Origin of the sequence: Nostoc sp., from assembly GCF_036919575.1 — a bacterium.
In the GTDB taxonomy this organism is placed as follows: Bacteria; Cyanobacteriota; Cyanobacteriia; order Cyanobacteriales; family Nostocaceae; genus Nostoc.
On record NZ_JBALBY010000117.1, the window covers coordinates 145365 to 162127 of the forward strand.

The window sequence follows — 16763 nt, forward strand, 5'->3', positions numbered from 1 at the left end:
GCCTAGTTCAAGAATTTATTTGTAACTGTATCTTTTAGAGTGTTTTGAGTGAAAACGGAATGCAGCCTTTCAGATTTGCTCATAAGCAGACAAAAAATCCTCTCTTGAGATACCCGCTTGAGTACAGATGGATCTCAACGTCGAACCTTTAATTTGAGAGTGATTAGGCATAGTCAGTGGAGTTTTTGTTCCATCTTCGTTTTCTCGCTCCATAACAATATGCTCTCGCTCCCTAATAATAGTAAATCCCAGAAATTCCAATGTTTTAATTACTTTAGCTTTAGGTGCGTCTACTGGAAATTTAACCATTAAATAGGAACCTCAGCTTCCGCCACAAAAGCTTCTAACACTGGTGATTCCTCTTCTAAAACCTCTTGACCAAATGTCTCTATATGGCAGCGAATAGCAGATTTAACATCAGCTAGCGCTTCTTCATAGCTGTCACCTTCGCCAACTACAACCCCCTTGATACCCAAGGGATAGGCTACGTAACCGTCATTATGTTTTTCAACAATAATTTTGATTGCTCTCATTGATTTTCTTTGTAGTCCTATTTCATCTAACTTGCATATTTTATTCTACGCATCAATTAGTTTTTGGCGCAGGTCAATGCACTATGCTTACATAAGATACGTTACCTTTCACGAAAGTATCCTACTACTTCTTCATTGCCGGATATTGTTTCAAAACCTGCTGCAAATATTGCCCAGTATAAGACCTGGGATTTTTTGCAACTTCCTCCGGTGTACCCACAGCAATCAATTCTCCGCCTTTGTCGCCACCTTCTGGCCCCAAATCTATCACCCAATCAGAACAACGAATTACATCTAAGTTGTGTTCAATTACTAATATTGAATTGCCTTTATCTACCAATCGTTGCAACACATCTAACAATTTGTGGACATCATAAAAAGATAACCCAGTTGTCGGTTCATCTATTAAATAAAGTGTCTTCCCTGTGGCGCGTCGAGATAGTTCTGTTGCCAATTTCACCCGTTGCGCTTCCCCACCAGATAAGGTAGTCGCAGGTTGTCCGAGTTGGACATAACCTAACCCGACATCAAATAAAGTTTGTAACCGCGCGATCGCTTTGGGAATATTTTGAAAAAAGTCTAAACTTTCCTCAACTGTCATTCTCAAAACATCAGAAATTGACTTATCTTTGTACTTCACTTGCAATGTTTCGCGGTTGTATCTTGCACCTTTACAAATTTCGCATTGCACGTAAACATCGGGGAGAAAGTTCATTTCAATAACATTCACACCCTGTCCGCTACAAGCTTCGCAACGTCCACCTTTAACGTTAAAAGAAAATTGTCCGGGTTTGTAACCCCTAGCTTTGGCTTCTACTGTTTGGGAAAATACATCCCGAATGGCATCGAAAATTCCTGTGTAAGTTGCTGGGTTGGAACGTGGTGTACGTCCAATGGGAGATTGATCGATAACGATCGCTTTATCAATCGCGTTTAATCCCTGAATTTTATCCAAATGTTTGGGTAAGGGAACTTTCTTTGTTAAATGGTGTTGTAATGATGGATAGAGTAACTCGTTAATCAGGGTAGATTTCCCAGAACCAGACACACCTGTGATGGACACAAGTTTTCCTAGTGGAATGTCTACATCTATATTTCTTAAATTGTTACGATGGGCATTTTTAATTCCCAAACTGCGCCCATTTCCTTCGCGGCGTTCTGCTGGCGTGGTAATTACTCGCCTTCCTGATAAATACGCACCCGTCAAGGAATCTTCTGCTGCTAGCAACGTCTCGAAATCACCTTGGGCGATAATATTTCCGCCGTGAATTCCTGCACCAGGGCCAATATCAACTATGTAGTTAGCGGCACGAATTGTTTCTTCATCATGCTCAACGACAATTAATGTATTACCTAAATCGCGCAATTTAGTTAAGGTTTTCAGCAATCTGCCATTATCTCGTTGATGCAAACCAATACTCGGTTCATCTAAAACGTAGAGAACTCCTGTTAAACCAGAACCAATTTGCGTTGCTAAACGAATTCGTTGGGCTTCACCACCAGAAAGGGTCATGGCTGGACGATCAAGGGTGAGGTAATCTAAACCTACATCTAACAAAAATTGCAATCTAGCTTTGATTTCTCGGAGTACTAAATCAGCAATTTGTAACTGGCGATCGCTCAACTTGAATTGATCAATTCTCTCTCGACAATCCCGAATCGAAACCGCAGTCAAATCTAAAATTCCATATTGTCCCAACTTCACCGCTAAAGCTTCCGGTTTTAACCGTTTTCCCTGACACACTTCACACGGTTGATCAACTAAATACTGCTCTAATTTTTGCTTAACTAACTCAGAACCACCCTCATATTGTCGTTGCAAAATTGCAATAGCACCTTTAAAATTTTGGGTTTTTTGGGCTTTTGTATTTCCGTCTTCTTTTTCTCCATACAGAATAATCTGCTGCTGTTCTACTGTCAGTTTGCTCCAATTTGTCTGTAACTCAAACCCATGAGCCTGCGCGATGCTGTAGAGTAATTCCAGATAATAAGAATTATCTTTTTCTGACCAAGGCGCGATCGCTGCATAAAGTGGCGCTTCCGGGTCGGGTACGATCAAATCAGGCGCAAATCTCCTTAAAGTCCCGATTCCATGACAGTCAGGACAAGCACCATAAGGTGAGTTAAATGAGAACAATCGCGGCGATAGTTCGTCCATTACCGCCCCATGTTCTGGACAAGCAAAGTTTTCTGAAAATACTAATTCTTCTTCTTTTTCTTGTCCGTCGTCACCAAGTAAACTCACAAGAATGGTCGCAATCCCACCCGATTGTTTCAGACACGTAGACAGCGAATCAACCAAACGCTCTTGAATACCATCTTTTTTCACCAGACGGTCAATTACCACTTCGATGGTGTGGGTAAAATTTTTATCCAATTCAATGGAATCTGACAGTTCGCGCACTTCGCCATTGATCCGCACACGGACAAAACCAAGGGAAGCCAGACTTGACAAAAGCTTACGGTGTGTGCCTTTTTTACCCCGGACAACGGGTGCAAGAATTTGAAAGCGGGTGCGATCGCTTAATTCTATAATGCGATCGCACATCTCATCGATTGTCTGGGGTGCAATACAGCGATCGCATATCGGACAATGGGGTTCACCAGCCCGACCAAACAACAGCCGCAAATAGTCGTAAATCTCCGTCACCGTACCCACAGTAGAACGGGGGTTATGAGACGTTGATTTTTGGTCAATGGAAATTGCTGGACTTAAGCCTTCAATCGCCTCGACATCCGGCTTATCCAACTGTCCGAGAAATTGCCGTGCGTAGGCGCTGAGGGATTCCACATAACGACGTTGCCCTTCAGCGAAAATCGTATCAAAAGCCAGGGAAGACTTACCAGAACCAGAAACGCCAGTAAACACAATCAGGCGATCGCGCGGCAATTCCAAGTCAATATTTTTCAGATTATGCTGCCTAGCACCCCGAATCCGAATGGTATTCTGGCTGTTGTGGCTGGAGTGCGGAAGATGTCCATTCAACGATGCTGCTAGCTGTTTGTCTGACATATTGGGCGGCGAAGAGGGAGTTTCTGATGAAACAGTCCTTAATAATACTATCTTTAAATCAGTTTATAGTAGAACAATAGTACTGTTTTAGTTAGTTATCATTCCAAATTCATCCCGCAGACATGCTTAAGAGTCTGCTAATTTGGAAGCATCCCGATTAAATATCCTTCTGAGGGCGAAGCTATGGTATCGCAAATCCAACCGCCGACTCACCCAGAGGTCATCTACCCAGATAGTGACGGACAACCAGTGGCTAATAATACCATACAGTTTGGCTGGATTGTAGAAATTAAGCAGAATTTAGATTGGCTATTCGCCGACAATCCAAATGTTTTTGTCGCCGGGGATTTATTTTGGTATCCCGTAGAGGGACGTAACAAAATTGTTAATGCCCCAGATGTGATGGTGGTATTAGGTAGACCAAAAGGCGATCGCTTGTGCTACCAACAATGGAAAGAGGAAGGAGTTCCACCACAAGTAGTGTTTGAAATTCTTTCTCCCAGTAACAGACAAACTGAAATGGACAAGAAATTACTTTTCTATGACCGCTATGGCGTGGAAGAGTACTACATTTACGATCCCGATCAGAATAATTTGTACGGCTGGTTGCGTGATGAAGACGGTTTAGATGTCATCCCCCAAATGGAAGATTGGGTGAGTCCTCGGTTAAAAATTCGCTTTGCTTTATCACCAGAGGGTTTGCAACTATATCGCCCTGATGGAGAACGGTTTTTAACTTATACAGAAATTTCCCGCAACGCCGAACAAGAAAGGCAACGGGCTGAACAAGAAAGGCAACGGGCTGAACAAGAAAGGCAACGAGCCGAACAAGAACGCCAACGGGCTGAACTTGCAGAACAAGCCAGAAGAGATGCCATACCGCAATTATTGCAAATGAGTTTGAGCATCGAACAGATTGCCCAAGCTTTGGGATTATCAGTGGAAGAAGTGCGTAGGCGTAGCCCGTCGTAGACAACCCTTGCTCAGGAATAATGCCCTGTGCAATTTTTTTAGGACTTATGCAAAATATCTCTGAAACTCTGATTTCTCCGTGTACTCTGCGCCTCTGCGGTTCGTTATTCCGTAACTCGTGCGTAAGTCCTATTTTTAATCGAACCATTAGAAATTGACGTTGTACTTGAGATATTCTGAATTATGCTAGCCAATGCAGCCACCCATGAAGTTACGTGGGAAAAGTTACCTGATGATTTTGTTTTAGACAACGAGCCAGTGGATAACATTAATCAGCCACTATTGGCTGCTGCTTTAACAGAAAGCTTAGAACTAGCTGGAAGATTGCCCGCCGATGCTTTAACTATCACTAATTACGGCATCTGCGCCACATTGAATAATCGGTTTGTGATCAAAGCACCAGATTGGGGATATGTATCATCTATTCGAGTTTCACGAGAAGAAGTGAAGCGCAGTTATACCCCACGATTGCAAGGTGATATTCCCGTAATTGTGATGGAATTTATCTCAGATACCGAAGGTGGAGAGTATTCTAGTAAACCGACCTATCCCCCTGGTAAATGGTTTTATTATGAGCAGATTTTACAAGTGTCAAACTATGTGATTTTTGAACCAGAGGGAGGAGTTTTAGAAGTTTATCGGCGAGATGATTTAGGACATTATGAACTGCAAACACCAGATGCAAACAATCGTCACTGGATTGCCGAAATGAACTTATTTTTAGGCGTATGGAAAGGAAGCCGAGAAAACCGCACAGGTTATTGGTTACGTTGGTGGGATAACAACAGCGAACTATTACTGTGGGGTTTGGAGTTAGCAGCAAAAGAACGGCAAGAGAAAAACGTTGCTCAACAGCTTGCAGAACAAGAACGCCAGCGTGCAGAACAAGAAAGTCAGCGTGCAGAGCAAGAAAGTCAGCGTGCAGAACAAGAAAGTCAACGTGCAGAGAGATTAGCAGCTCAGTTAAAAGCGCTGGGAGTAGAACCGGAGGTTTAGCTCGGAACTCCAAGCTTGGAACTCGGAACTCCAAGCTTGGAACTCGGAACTTCGAGCTTGGAACTCGGAACTCCGTGCTTAGAACTCGGAACTCCAAGCTTGGAACTCGGAACTCCGTGCTTGGAACTCGGAACTCCGTGCTTAGAACTCGAAACTCCAAGATTGGAACTCGGAACGCCGAGCTTGGAACTCGAAACTTCGTGTTCGGAACTCGGAACGCCGAGATCAACAAAAATTAGATCCCCGACTTCTCAAAGAAGTCGGGGATCTGGACACCACCAGTTCTAAAGTGCGATCGCCTTGGTGTACGCAATAATTACGAATTACGAATTAAAAATGTTCATTTCTTCCTTCTCTTCCTTCTCTTCTTTTGCGACGGCAGTCGCTCATGGGGAAACCCCCAAGACCGCGCTGCCTCTTCTTTGCGTCCTTCTCCCAAGGGGAGACGCTAACGCGAATGCGGTTCGTTAAAAAATTGGCTTTGAGAAAGAGTTAAGCCTTAACCCAAGCGTATTGCCTCACTTCTGACTTAGTACTCTTGATGTTGCGCTAGCCAATCGACAATTTGGGCATTGACAACATCTGGAACCTCATCGTGGGGACAATGACCGGCATTAGGAATGGGAACAATTTTGATTTCTTTGCCATTCTCACGCGCCTCTTCGTAAATCTTTGCCCCGCTAATTGGTGTCCAGGGATCGTCAGCACCCCAAATTATTAAAAGGGGGCGTTCGACTTTGGGCAATAATTCCTCTGGACTTGGGCCAGGAGGGGCTGTGAGAATGGAGGCGAAAACTTGTTGCGCTCCCGGATCGCAAGAGGGAGTATAAAGTAAATCGACTAATTCATCGGTGACGGCTTGGCGATCGCGGTAAACTTGGTAGAGGGTACGGCGAATTTGGGCTTTTTGGCGGATGCGGTTATAGACAAATTTACCTGTAATTGGCGATCGCACAAACCTGTTAAAAGCTGCCATCACAATCCGTAGCGGCGGGTTCAATTCGTGGGAACGATGACTCAAACCACCCGCAGAGTTAATTAAAATACCACCAGCAGCAATCTCTGGATGTTTTACCAATACTATCAAGCTCAAAAGTGCGCCGATGGAGTTGCCAATAAATACAGCAGGTTCGTGTATATGTGCTGTGCAGAAATCTTTCAGCAGTTCCACCCAAACTTCCACACTGTAATCAATGGGCGCTTTATCAGAACCACCAAAACCTAAAAGGTCTATAGCAAATACCTGGTAGCCAGCATTAGCTAAAACTGGGATATTTTTGCGCCAGTGTCCAATGGAAGCACCAAAGCCGTGAACCAGAATCAGAGGTCGTCCTGTACCCATGACAGTATACTGAATTTTATAGCCCTGCCAATTCCAAAAGAATTTTTCAAAAGCGTCTTGGGTTGCAAACTGCCGTGTAGTTACTGTCATTATTGAGATTTATCAGAACTTTGCGTAAAAACCCCGTCTTTGTAGGAGGGCTTTAGATTAATTTAGACAACTTCTGCCATAGTAGCAAGCTTAAATAAATCTATGCTAGTTCTCGAAGCAAAATTGAAAAAAACCTCGGTAAAGCCCCCGTCATATCATGTCCGCTTGATTACTTACAAAGAAAGGCAGAGGGCAGAGGGCAGAAGGCAGAAGGTAAGAAAGTATAATGAGAACTAAAGTTTCAGAGTTTAAAGCTCAGTAAAAATAAATAATTATACCGAGACTGCTTGCAGCGAGGTATAAAATGTCCAAGTTTTCAATCTCACCCAATTAACTTTCTTGGGTTCCTTCTGCCTTCTGCCTCCTGCCTTCTGCCTTCTGAATAAACCCCAAGAACCCCACCCCGCCAAAGCTACGCTTTGTCTCCCCTCCCCGCCGGCTCTTAGGGGCTGGGGGTGGGGTGCAATGACTATGGGAATCACAACTAATTACCCGGACATGATATCATTTATAATTGAGTTGCTGCTGGTTTTGAGAGCTGTTGTTGGTAAAAGCGGACAACTTTTTGTACATAGTCAGCAGTGAAGCCTTTTTCACAACCTGTATAGCTACCAGTCATCCACCAACAAGCTGCGCCACGCACAGATGCAATTTCATTATTGTTGGTGGTGCCCAACTGATTGCTTAACTCACGGCGTGTAATACAGGATACAACTTGGCGAGCGATCGCGGGGCTATTTTCAAACTGCGTCGGTGTTAGTTCTCGTTTGAGACAAGTTTTTGACCAGCCTTTGAGAGTTTCTGGTTTAACTTGCCATTCGCTGTAAAGTCCATCGTTAGCATTTTTTGTCTGCGGTGCAGCCCGTCGCAACGCCTCTACCATCGCCGCAACTTGGGTATCAGAAACCGGCTGCTGTGCTTGAGCTAATAATGGCAATAGTCCGAAACTGATAATAACTCCGTTGAGTAGTAAGCCTATGGGGTTTTTGATCATGAATTTGGAATTATTTAAAATATCATGAGGTATCATATTATATTTTTACTATGGGAATAGCCAAACGGAATGATTGGAAAACAGAACCTATGCCTTCTGCGTCCACAAATATAACGGTAGAAAAACTTTACTCACAGGAAGAATTCGACAGAATTGCTGCTGGAGTAATTCCAGAGCAGATGGAAGATAAGTGGTTCATTTTCTATGAGGCTCCTTGGGTATACTTGCATCGTAGTTGGACTGGTTTTTGCATTTTCAAAGTGCGTTTTGAGGTAATTGGAGAAAGCGTAAAGATTGCTGAAGTTTATGTAAATCGAGATCCAACACAACAGATGAACACCGACGATGAGCGCGATGCCTCTATGTTAAGGATCTTGCTGGATTCACGAGCTAAACGTGATGTGCGAAATCAAATGCTGAACTACATCAAAGGTGAATCCAGTAATTAGGCATCTACAAAGGATGCCTGTCAGTATCAACTCAGGCATTGACTAAATCCTCTACAGCATCGGCACTATTTGGTAATGCGGCTGTTAAAACTTCGCTACCTTCTATTGTAACTAAAACATCATCTTCAATGCGGATTCCGCGCACATCGGCAAATTCAGATAAACGCTGCCAATTTACGACATTCTCATATTTTGAGCGGAGATTGACATCATTTAAAATTGCTGGTACTTGATAAAAACCAGGCTCAATTGTGACTAACATTCCTGGACGCAGGGGACGATTTAACCGCAGGTAGCTTAAACCAAAGCGATCGCTCCTTTCACGTTCCTCTTCATACCCTGCTAAATCGCCCAAATCTTCCATATCATGGACATCTAAACCCAATAGATGACCGATACCATGAGGGAAAAACAGCGCATGAGCATCCATCTCTACTAAATCTTGGGGACTTCCTTGTAAAATACCTAACTCTACTAAACCTTCAGCTATCACCGTGGCAGCTAGCAAATGAATATCCCGATACTCTACACCAGGATGTATTTTGGCAATGCAAGCATCATGGGCTGCTAATACGACATTATAAATATCTCTCTGGGTTGATGAAAATTTACCGGAAACTGGCCATGTGCGGGTGACATCACCTGCCCAACCCGTCTGGGTTTCAGCGCCAACATCAGCAAGCAATAAATCACCTGATTGTAGAGGGTGGTGATATTGTTCGTTATGCAAAACTTCACCGTGAACGGTGACAATACTGTTGTATGAGGTGGTCATATTGTGGGCAATAATTACCCCTTCCATCGCTGCACGAACTTCTGCTTCCAGCTTGGCTTCAGGTGTTGCAGCCATACCAGCTTTGTGTGCCTCAACAGTGAGTGCCGCAGCTTTTCGCAACTCGGTTAATGCAGCTTGATCGTGGGTGAGACGGAGGGTAACGATCGCCTTAGCTAACTCCAAATCAATTCCTTGGGGAGGGCTTTGTGGTAAAATCCATCTATTTAATAGCTGCGATTGCTGCGTCCAAGTAGCCGCTTCTTGTACAGCAATTGTCGCGGCATCTTCTACCCAAGACTCTAATTCTGCCATTGGTCGAGCCACATCCGCCCCAATCTTCTGGGCTATTTCCTCGCGCGTTGGCATTTCTCCATGCCAAAGGGCGCTGCTGGGTGAGGGATCGTCGATGAATAGTTCTAGCTTGCCCGCTTCTAGACGAATTGCCGCCTTTGATAATGGCAGTCCGGCGAAGTAGAGAAAATGACTGCTAGCGCGAAACGGAAAGGGATTTGCTGGAAAGTTGCGCGGACTGTTGCTACCTGACCAGAGAATTGCGGGAAAATTAATCAGGTTGGCTAATTGTTGCCGTCGGAGGCGTAAAGTATCGATTAGGGAAGTAGAAGTTTGTGGGATAAGCATAAATGGAAACTCAAAGAAAAGGTAATATTTTTGGCTTTATTTAGTCGTTATCTTCTTTATCGTCATCGTTTTTATCATTCTTGCGATCGCCATGTTTGTCGTCGTTTTTATCATTCTTGCGATCGCCATGTTTGTCGTCGTCATTTTTGTCCTTCTGCTTTACCTGGTTAGGCTGTTGGGTAGGTTCTAGGACTGGTTTTTGTTGCTCAGTTGGAACAACTGGCTGCGGTACTTCAACAACACAACTAACTAACCCTCCAGAGATTAGCGCCAAGTTGATAGCAGCAAAGATGCTTCTGAAGATTTTTATCAAAAAATTGGGTTTAAAACCCCGTGCTTCTAGCACGGCTTTAAGTTTTGTGGCTCTTTCTAAATCCCCGTTACAAAACTGTACTTCCGACTTCCGACTTCCGACTTCCGACTTCATTAACCTCATGTTTGCTTTTTCCTTTAACATTGACCCTAGTTTGTGAAGATTGTATGACTAATTTCTAAGGTAACGTGAGTTCGATGAACCTCTTTTAGTTCAAGTCTGCCCCTCTCTACTCGATTACGGTAGGTTCTGTGACGCCGAATAGCCCGCACTCACTCAGTATATTGCTCAAAGTGCTACCGAGATGCAAAAAACCCTCGGTCACTATCTAAATGATCAAATCGTCGCCAATATCCTGGAAACTCCTTCTGAGTTAAGGTTGGGGGAAAACCCAGAAAATTTACGGTTCTCGTGTCTGATTTGGGAGGATTTTCAGCTATTTCTGAACAATTGCTCCGTGAAGAAATAGTAAAGATTTTGAATGCCAATATTGACCTCCAAATTGCTGGGCAATTACAAATAGAACCTCAGAGAATGAAACCCCCTGTGACAATTTGTGAAATTCGTGGCATTGGCGGTCAATATAATTTATTCTTGGCTAAAGATAATAAAAAAATAATCATTCTTAATCCATAAGTACCTGTGGACTACACTATTTTGCAGGGAAAAGATGCAGTGGTAACAATATTTCATGGGTCATTGGTTAGCCTTTTCTCAATATTGAAATGGTAACGAAGGGAGGTGTATGTAAATACCGTAAACCGAAAAAGTAGGTAGTTCAACTTTTTTTAAAAAAGTAGCAATTGTTGCTGATAGAAGCAGGCGATCGCGGTAAGATTTTGGACTTAAGGCTGATGCATCTCCAATAACTCCTAACTCTGACCGAATAATTAATAATTTTTAATTTATGGTATAGAGCAATTAACTTGAGTTCTGGGGATAAAAATATGATTTCTTCTAAAACTGAGATTAAATTACATCCAAAGGACAAATGACGAACGTAACCAACTTTCAAAGACTAGTAGAACTTGCAAATGATTATGGAATTATTTGCCAGCCAACACCAGAAGAATGCTTGATTGCATCCTTGCCTGGAGATGATGATTTCTTATTAGCTTTTACTTGGTCTGGTACACTTGAGGGAGAGCCGGTAGAGCATGAATTAATCGCAATTAGTGTACAAGATATTGTCAAAGAAGTTACTGTTGCGGCTTGGCAGATTCCTATTTATTTATTCGGAAACGTTTTAAGACAAGCTCAGATGCTTGTCGCTGCCCACAAAGATTTTGTTAGCAGTTAGCAGACAAGTCATAGCTAAAAACTACTATCCCTGTCCACTGTGGCAGGGATTTTTATTTGAACTACTGCGTCCAAGGCAAGAAAAGCTGACACGCGATGCCATGTTTGATAGGAATGTCTCGTCAAGAGTCTCTGACTGGGAATGCCTATGTGAGGCTCCGCCTCAAGACTTGCGGCAGCAGCCCAATGAGGTGCATTTCCAGCAAGAAGCTGGAAACGAGGTTGTAAAGGAGTTTTAGCTTAAGTTGACACCCATGAGCAATGCTGTACCCGTACCGCGTGGTCTATTTACCTGAAAATTGCTGTAATCTTCGCAGTTTTGATCTCTTCTATAGGAATCATATTTGATTTCTGAAAAAATCTCGGTAGTCTTGTAGTGGACTGTGTAGGCTAAAATGTTGCGTTGCAAAAAAATTGTCGGTTGGGTGGAGGCTTTGCGTAACCCAACATCCTGATAATTAGTTGGGTTGCGCTGTGCTCCACCCAACCTACGTCTACGTCTAATGCACTATTTTACCCTAGAGGGTCCACTACGTGCATTTCACTAATCTTATACTAGTCCTATATCTGGATTTTTAACTGGCTGCTACTCAAATTCTACTCAAGACGGTAGCCTAGAAGAATAATTTCCTCACGAGAGCAGACGCGTCATGTTGCCGAAACCCAAGAAATATTGGACACCCCAGCACTGGGCAAGTTGGAAGCCTTTCGGGATTGGCGAACAGTACCCCAACAACTATTGGGAAGTCTTTCGGGCAATCTGGCTATCTCGTGACAAACTACCCTATGCGTGGAATATTCTCGATAAAGGTGTTTGCGATGGTTGCGCTCTCGGAACAACTGGGATGAAAGATTGGACTTTAGATGGCATCCATCTCTGCAATGTCCGGTTGCGGCTGTTGCGGATGAATACTATGCCAGCTTTTGACCCGGTGCTATTGACGGATGTTTCGCAGTTGCAAAAGCAAAAAAGCGCCCAATTACGCGACTTGGGACGGCTTCCTTACCCGATGATTCGTCAACGAGGGGAAAAAGGCTTTCGCCGTGTTAGCTGGGATGAAGCTTTGGAGGTAATTAGCGATCGCATTCGCACTACTACACCAGACCGCCTCAGTTTCTATGTTACCAGTCGCGGTACTGTCAACGAAACTTATTATGCTACCCAAAAAGCTGTGCGGGCAATGGGAAGCAATAATATTGATAACGCTGCCCGCATCTGCCATTCTCCCAGCACTGCGGGACTGAAAGCTGCTCTCGGTGCAGGGGCTACTACCTGTTCATATAAAGACTGGATTGGAACTGATTTATTAGTCTTCATTGGCTCCAATGTTGCCAATAATCAGCCTGTCACCGTTAAGTATCTTCATTACGCCAAGAAAGCTGGCACTAAGATTGTAGTCATTAATACTTACCGTGAGCCAGGAATGGAGCGCTACTGGGTGCCCTCAATTGTGGAAAGTGCCGTTTTCGGTACAAAGTTTGCCGAAGACTTTTTCTTAATCAACATGGGCGGGGATATAGCATTTTTGAATGGCACTATTAAACATCTAATTGCTAACAATTGGGTAGATCAGTCATTTATAGATTTACATACAGTTGGCTTTGCTGAACTCAAAGCATCGTTAGAAAGCCAATCTTGGGAAGAATTAGAGCGGCTTTCTGGTACATCCCGCGAGTCAATGTCCGCCTTTGCCAAAATGGTTAAAGAAGCGAATAAAGCTGTATTTGTTTGGAGTATGGGCATTACTCAGCATGAATGCGGCGAAGATAACGTGCGAAGTATCATCAACTTAGCTCTCACCAAAGGTTTTGTCGGTCGGGAAGGCTGCGGTTTAATGCCAATTCGCGGTCACTCTGGGGTGCAGGGTGGCGCAGAGATGGGATGTTACGCAACAGTATTTCCTGGCGGTAAACCTATTACTCCAGAAAATGCTGCCCAATTGAGTCAGCATTGGGGTTTTGAAGTGCCAGCAAGTAAAGGTTTAATTGCTCCAGAAATGATTAACGCCGCACATCAGGGACAGTTAGATGTGTTGTTTTCCGTGGGTGGGAATTTTTTAGAAGTGCTGCCAGAACCGGATTATGTGGAAGCGGCATTGAAGCAAATACCGTTGCGGGTACATATGGATATTGTTCTCTCCAGCCAAATGTTAGTGGAACCTGCTGATACTGTGGTGCTTTTACCTGCGACGACTCGCTACGAAATACCAGGGGGAGTCACAGAAACTAGCACCGAACGCCGGGTAATTTTCAGTCCAGAAATTCCGGGGCCGCGCATTGGGGAAACACGTCCAGAGTGGCAAGTATTTTTAGAATTAGCAAGGCGGGTAAAACCAGATTTGGCAGATAAGCTGGCTTTTGCTGACACAGCTGCTATCCGTCAAGAAATTGCTCAAGTTGTCCCCCAATATGCAGGTATTCAACACTTACAGCAGGCTGGCGATCAGTTTCAGTATGGCGGGTCACATTTGTGCTTTGGTTGGAATTTCCCGACAGCAGATGGTAAGGCACATTTTGGGGTATTATTGCCACCCCAAAGAGAATTACCAGAAGGTTATTTCTTATTAGCAACGCGCCGAGGCAAACAATTTAATAGTATGGTGCAGGAACGCAAGGATGCAATTACAGGGGCGGTGCGAGAGGCGGTGCTAATGAATGCTGCTGATGCGGCACTATTGGGTTTAAAAGATAGCGATCGCGTCATTCTTAAGAATGATTTAGGCGAGTTATTCTGTCAAGTCTATATTGCGCCCATTCAGTCAGGAAACTTGCAAGTACATTGGCCAGAAGGGAATGTGCTAATAGATAAAAGTAAGCGATCGCTCGAAGGTGTTCCTGATTATAATGCAGTAGTACGCTTAGAAAAGCAAACCTAATATTAACGCTTTCCGACTGCTACGCTCAACTTAATATCACTCCAAAACTTGCAGCCATGTCTGTCGCCAAAGATTTTGAAACCACAGAAGATGTTATATTTCCACCAGGGGATTTAGAAAGTAACGAACCACCATTGGAAACATACCTACATTTGCAGCAAATGCTGCTATTGATAAAATGCCTTGATTGGTGGTGGCGAGACCACGACAACTTTTTTGCTGCCGGCAATCTTAGCATTCATTACAGTCCACGCCAGCGTAAATCCCAAGACTTTCGGGGGCCAGATTTCTTTGTTGTATTGGATACTGAACGTAAACCCCGTGATAGTTGGGTTGTTTGGGAAGAGGACGGCAAATATCCGAATTTGATTATAGAACTGCTTTCAAAGTCAACGGCAGCGATTGACAAGGGCTTAAAAAAACAAATTTACCAAGATATCTTTCGCACCCCTGAATATTTCTGGTTTGACCCCAGAAATCTAGAATTTGCTGGGTTTATTTTGTTGGGTGGTACTTATCAACCGATTGAACCCAACCCAGAAGGATTGTTGTGGAGTCAGCAGCTAAGTTTGTATTTGGGCGTTCATGAAAATCAATTACGCTATTTCAATGCTGAAGGACAGTTAATGCCTACACCAGAAGAAATTGCACTGTGGGAAGCGAAACACGCCGAACAAGAAAGACAACGTGCTGAACAAGAAAGACAACGTGCTGAACGGCTAGCAGCCAAACTGCGAGAATTGGGTATTGACCCAGAGAGTTTATAAAATGTCTATAAGTGCAAGCTATCACGAAAAACTGATTGAAGACCTCAAAGACCCATTAGAAGCAGCAGCTTATATCGAAGTTGTCTTAGAAGAAGGCGACCCGAAAATGTTGAGTAAGGCGCTGAAAAATGTAATTGAGGCGCAAGGTGGAATTGATAAATTTTCTGTACAAGTTAAGCAAGTTTATGACAAACTCGAACAGATATTATCCGAGAAAGAAGAAATAGAATTTTATTGCCTGAATGCTTTGCTGGATGCATTAGGGTTGCATTTGGCGGTAACAGTTAAGTTAAGCCAAAAGCCTTAAATGCTACACTCCGTAAGTCTCAATGCGAGAGAAAAGAACTATAACTTTTCCCTCTAGGTTCCCGCTTACTACAGTAATATCATTTATTCTCGACAACCTCTAGACCTGTCCTAGCTACTGATTTAATATCAACATCCTGATTGTTTAGCAGCACTATTATGGTGGTATCTTGATTGGGGAGATATGCAAGCAATGTTACGAAGCCATAGGCTGTACCAGTATGCCCAATTGCTTTTGCTAAAGGAGATGAAAACCGTTCTACACCTAACCCATAGCTATAGCCTTCGCCATTATCTTTAAATTTCAACATTTCTTTCATCATCTTCGAGGAAAGTAAGGTTTTTTTGACAAATAACGCTTTGGCGAACTTGGCTAAATCCTCTGCTGTTGAAACCAACCCACCATCTCCTAAACCATTGCCATCATTGACTTTTGCGTAGCTATCTAGCTTACCATGCTTATGGCGATCGCCATAACCTGTAGCGACTTCTCCAATTGTCGGTTCGCGCAATTCCGTGAAGGTATGTTTTAATCCTAATGGTTTTAAAATCTGACTGCGGATGGCTTGTGCGAGAGTTCCCCTAGTTATATTTTCAACAATCAGTTCCAAAAGAATGTAGTTGCAATCAGTATAAATAAATTTTTCTCCGGGATTTGCCTGTGGTTGCTCTTGGTACATATACGGAATAGCTTCTCTGGCTGTCCAAGGCTGTGAGCGACTTCTTCTCGCAGTAGCTTGAATAAACTCTTTTGTGTCTAGGTATTCAGCAACACCACTGGTGTGGTTGAGCAGTTGACGAACTGTAATTTTGTCGCTGTTGATAATATGAGGACTGATGTCTCTTGGTAGATAGGTTGCGATCGCCTGATCTAATTCTATCTTCCCTTGCTCCACTAATTTCAGCACAACCACCGCCATAAAAGTTTTACTCATACTGGCAATAGAAAAGCCATCCGTGGGTTTCATCCGGGTTTTAGTTGACAAGTCATTGACACCAGATGCTCCCAGCCAAGAGCCTTTAGGTGTAGAAATATACATGACTGCACCAGGGATTTTTTGTTCTACAACTATCTCATTTAAAAGTGTCTGTAGTTGAGAACTTTTTCCGACGGTGGAGGTAGATATGACTTGTTTAGCAAGAGATTTTTCAATTACTCTCTGACTAATGTTATCACCCACTAGGTATCCTGCAAAACCAAGGGAAATCACAAAGACTATTGCAAATAAAATTTTACTGAAAGCCAAAAATTTTAGGTTCATTTTACTTCCTAAATAGAAACTTAGTACCGCAGGACGGAATTCAAAATTCACTCATTCAAAATTCAAACAGGTATACAGCGTAAGCGTTTCATGGTTACGTAGCTCTGTCGAAGTATTGATTTTTAATGGGTGGTTTA

18 protein-coding genes are annotated in these 16763 nt (G+C 43.3%); 9 read left to right on the forward strand and 9 right to left on the reverse strand.

All coding sequences use genetic code 11. From position 1 onward, the window contains the following. Window positions 1-69 precede the first annotated feature (69 nt). From V7K27_RS31425 to uvrA, 3 genes are all read right to left on the reverse strand, one after another. The gene (locus tag V7K27_RS31425) at window positions 70-309 is read right to left on the reverse strand and encodes a type II toxin-antitoxin system HicA family toxin (RefSeq protein ID WP_334952497.1); all 240 of its coding nucleotides are present in this window, start codon (window positions 307-309) and stop codon (window positions 70-72) included. Beyond that, complete coding sequence (locus tag V7K27_RS31430) at window positions 309-533, reverse strand: type II toxin-antitoxin system HicB family antitoxin (protein WP_190894804.1); 225 nt, start codon at window positions 531-533, stop codon at window positions 309-311. The genes V7K27_RS31425 and V7K27_RS31430 overlap by 1 nt, the downstream gene beginning before the upstream one ends. A gap of 124 nt (window positions 534-657) precedes the next feature. Beyond that, window positions 658-3546: an excinuclease ABC subunit UvrA gene (gene uvrA, locus V7K27_RS31435; protein WP_334952498.1), complete on the reverse strand. Its 2889-nt coding sequence runs from the start codon at window positions 3544-3546 to the stop codon at window positions 658-660. A 183-nt stretch (window positions 3547-3729) separates the two neighbouring features. Here uvrA and V7K27_RS31440 point away from each other — a divergent pair, with 183 nt between their 5' ends. Both V7K27_RS31440 and V7K27_RS31445 read left to right on the forward strand, forming a co-directional pair. Beyond that, window positions 3730-4518, forward strand: a complete 789-nt coding sequence (locus V7K27_RS31440) for a Uma2 family endonuclease (protein WP_334952499.1) — start codon at window positions 3730-3732, stop codon at window positions 4516-4518. A 183-nt stretch (window positions 4519-4701) separates the two neighbouring features. Then, window positions 4702-5514: a Uma2 family endonuclease gene (locus tag V7K27_RS31445; protein WP_334952501.1), complete on the forward strand. Its 813-nt coding sequence runs from the start codon at window positions 4702-4704 to the stop codon at window positions 5512-5514. 529 nt (window positions 5515-6043) lie between these two features. Here V7K27_RS31445 and V7K27_RS31450 read toward each other — a convergent pair. After that, window positions 6044-6946 carry an alpha/beta fold hydrolase gene (locus V7K27_RS31450; protein ID WP_334952502.1) on the reverse strand — a complete coding sequence of 301 codons (903 nt, stop codon included), beginning with the start codon at window positions 6944-6946 and terminating at the stop codon, window positions 6044-6046. Window positions 6947-7454: 508 nt separating this feature from the next. Then, window positions 7455-7940: a hypothetical protein gene (locus V7K27_RS31455; protein WP_334952504.1), complete on the reverse strand. Its 486-nt coding sequence runs from the start codon at window positions 7938-7940 to the stop codon at window positions 7455-7457. A gap of 89 nt (window positions 7941-8029) precedes the next feature. Between V7K27_RS31455 and V7K27_RS31460 the strand changes: the two genes are divergently transcribed. Continuing rightward, window positions 8030-8389, forward strand: coding sequence for a hypothetical protein (locus tag V7K27_RS31460; RefSeq protein ID WP_334952506.1), 360 nt, complete (start codon window positions 8030-8032; stop codon window positions 8387-8389). 31 nt (window positions 8390-8420) lie between these two features. Here V7K27_RS31460 and V7K27_RS31465 read toward each other — a convergent pair whose 3' ends face one another. Together V7K27_RS31465 and V7K27_RS31470 are read right to left on the reverse strand one after the other, a co-directional pair. Then, window positions 8421-9803, reverse strand: coding sequence for an aminopeptidase P family protein (locus tag V7K27_RS31465; RefSeq protein ID WP_334952507.1), 1383 nt, complete (start codon window positions 9801-9803; stop codon window positions 8421-8423). 40 nt (window positions 9804-9843) lie between these two features. Further along, window positions 9844-10260 carry a hypothetical protein gene (locus V7K27_RS31470; protein ID WP_334952508.1) on the reverse strand — a complete coding sequence of 139 codons (417 nt, stop codon included), beginning with the start codon at window positions 10258-10260 and terminating at the stop codon, window positions 9844-9846. Window positions 10261-10527: 267 nt separating this feature from the next. Between V7K27_RS31470 and V7K27_RS31475 the strand changes: the two genes are divergently transcribed. From V7K27_RS31475 to V7K27_RS31485, 3 genes are all read left to right on the forward strand, one after another. Further along, window positions 10528-10752, forward strand: coding sequence for a hypothetical protein (locus V7K27_RS31475; RefSeq protein ID WP_334952509.1), 225 nt, complete (start codon window positions 10528-10530; stop codon window positions 10750-10752). Window positions 10753-11107: 355 nt separating this feature from the next. Further along, window positions 11108-11416, forward strand: coding sequence for a hypothetical protein (locus V7K27_RS31480; RefSeq protein ID WP_334952510.1), 309 nt, complete (start codon window positions 11108-11110; stop codon window positions 11414-11416). Beyond that, entirely contained in the window at window positions 11403-11654 is a 252-nt protein-coding gene (locus V7K27_RS31485) for a hypothetical protein (RefSeq protein ID WP_334952511.1), read from the forward strand. The genes V7K27_RS31480 and V7K27_RS31485 overlap by 14 nt, the downstream gene beginning before the upstream one ends. Here the strand turns inward: V7K27_RS31485 and V7K27_RS31490 are convergent. After that, window positions 11651-11902, reverse strand: a complete 252-nt coding sequence (locus tag V7K27_RS31490; RefSeq protein ID WP_334952513.1) for a hypothetical protein — start codon at window positions 11900-11902, stop codon at window positions 11651-11653. The two genes, V7K27_RS31485 and V7K27_RS31490, sit on opposite strands and share 4 nt — an antisense overlap. 163 nt (window positions 11903-12065) lie before the next feature. Between V7K27_RS31490 and V7K27_RS31495 the strand changes: the two genes are divergently transcribed. From V7K27_RS31495 to V7K27_RS31505, 3 genes are read left to right on the forward strand one after another with little or no spacing between them, the layout of a single operon-like run. Further along, the gene (locus V7K27_RS31495) at window positions 12066-14291 is read left to right on the forward strand and encodes an FdhF/YdeP family oxidoreductase (RefSeq protein WP_334952514.1); all 2226 of its coding nucleotides are present in this window, start codon (window positions 12066-12068) and stop codon (window positions 14289-14291) included. 56 nt (window positions 14292-14347) lie between these two features. After that, the gene (locus V7K27_RS31500; protein WP_334952515.1) at window positions 14348-15058 is read left to right on the forward strand and encodes a Uma2 family endonuclease; all 711 of its coding nucleotides are present in this window, start codon (window positions 14348-14350) and stop codon (window positions 15056-15058) included. Window position 15059: 1 nt separating this feature from the next. Next, the gene (locus V7K27_RS31505) at window positions 15060-15365 is read left to right on the forward strand and encodes a helix-turn-helix domain-containing transcriptional regulator (protein WP_334952516.1); all 306 of its coding nucleotides are present in this window, start codon (window positions 15060-15062) and stop codon (window positions 15363-15365) included. A 79-nt stretch (window positions 15366-15444) separates the two neighbouring features. On the opposite strand, the gene V7K27_RS31510 is transcribed toward V7K27_RS31505, so the two are convergent. After that, entirely contained in the window at window positions 15445-16626 is a 1182-nt protein-coding gene (locus V7K27_RS31510; RefSeq protein ID WP_334952517.1) for a serine hydrolase domain-containing protein, read from the reverse strand. Window positions 16627-16763: the final 137 nt, after the last annotated feature.

Coding starts and splice junctions, on each gene's coding strand:
- V7K27_RS31480 (WP_334952510.1), top strand. CDS start 11,108: ATGACGAACGTAACCAACTTTCAAAGACTAGTAGAACTTGCAAATGAT.
- V7K27_RS31465 (WP_334952507.1), bottom strand. CDS start 9,803: ATGCTTATCCCACAAACTTCTACTTCCCTAATCGATACTTTACGCCTC.
- V7K27_RS31450 (WP_334952502.1), bottom strand. CDS start 6,946: ATGACAGTAACTACACGGCAGTTTGCAACCCAAGACGCTTTTGAAAAA.
- uvrA (WP_334952498.1), bottom strand. CDS start 3,546: ATGTCAGACAAACAGCTAGCAGCATCGTTGAATGGACATCTTCCGCAC.
- V7K27_RS31425 (WP_334952497.1), bottom strand. CDS start 309: ATGGTTAAATTTCCAGTAGACGCACCTAAAGCTAAAGTAATTAAAACA.
- V7K27_RS31440 (WP_334952499.1), top strand. CDS start 3,730: ATGGTATCGCAAATCCAACCGCCGACTCACCCAGAGGTCATCTACCCA.
- V7K27_RS31505 (WP_334952516.1), top strand. CDS start 15,060: ATGTCTATAAGTGCAAGCTATCACGAAAAACTGATTGAAGACCTCAAA.
- V7K27_RS31495 (WP_334952514.1), top strand. CDS start 12,066: ATGTTGCCGAAACCCAAGAAATATTGGACACCCCAGCACTGGGCAAGT.
- V7K27_RS31445 (WP_334952501.1), top strand. CDS start 4,702: ATGCTAGCCAATGCAGCCACCCATGAAGTTACGTGGGAAAAGTTACCT.
- V7K27_RS31470 (WP_334952508.1), bottom strand. CDS start 10,260: ATGTTAAAGGAAAAAGCAAACATGAGGTTAATGAAGTCGGAAGTCGGA.
- V7K27_RS31430 (WP_190894804.1), bottom strand. CDS start 533: ATGAGAGCAATCAAAATTATTGTTGAAAAACATAATGACGGTTACGTA.
- V7K27_RS31510 (WP_334952517.1), bottom strand. CDS start 16,626: ATGAACCTAAAATTTTTGGCTTTCAGTAAAATTTTATTTGCAATAGTC.
- V7K27_RS31455 (WP_334952504.1), bottom strand. CDS start 7,940: ATGATCAAAAACCCCATAGGCTTACTACTCAACGGAGTTATTATCAGT.
- V7K27_RS31460 (WP_334952506.1), top strand. CDS start 8,030: ATGCCTTCTGCGTCCACAAATATAACGGTAGAAAAACTTTACTCACAG.
- V7K27_RS31500 (WP_334952515.1), top strand. CDS start 14,348: ATGTCTGTCGCCAAAGATTTTGAAACCACAGAAGATGTTATATTTCCA.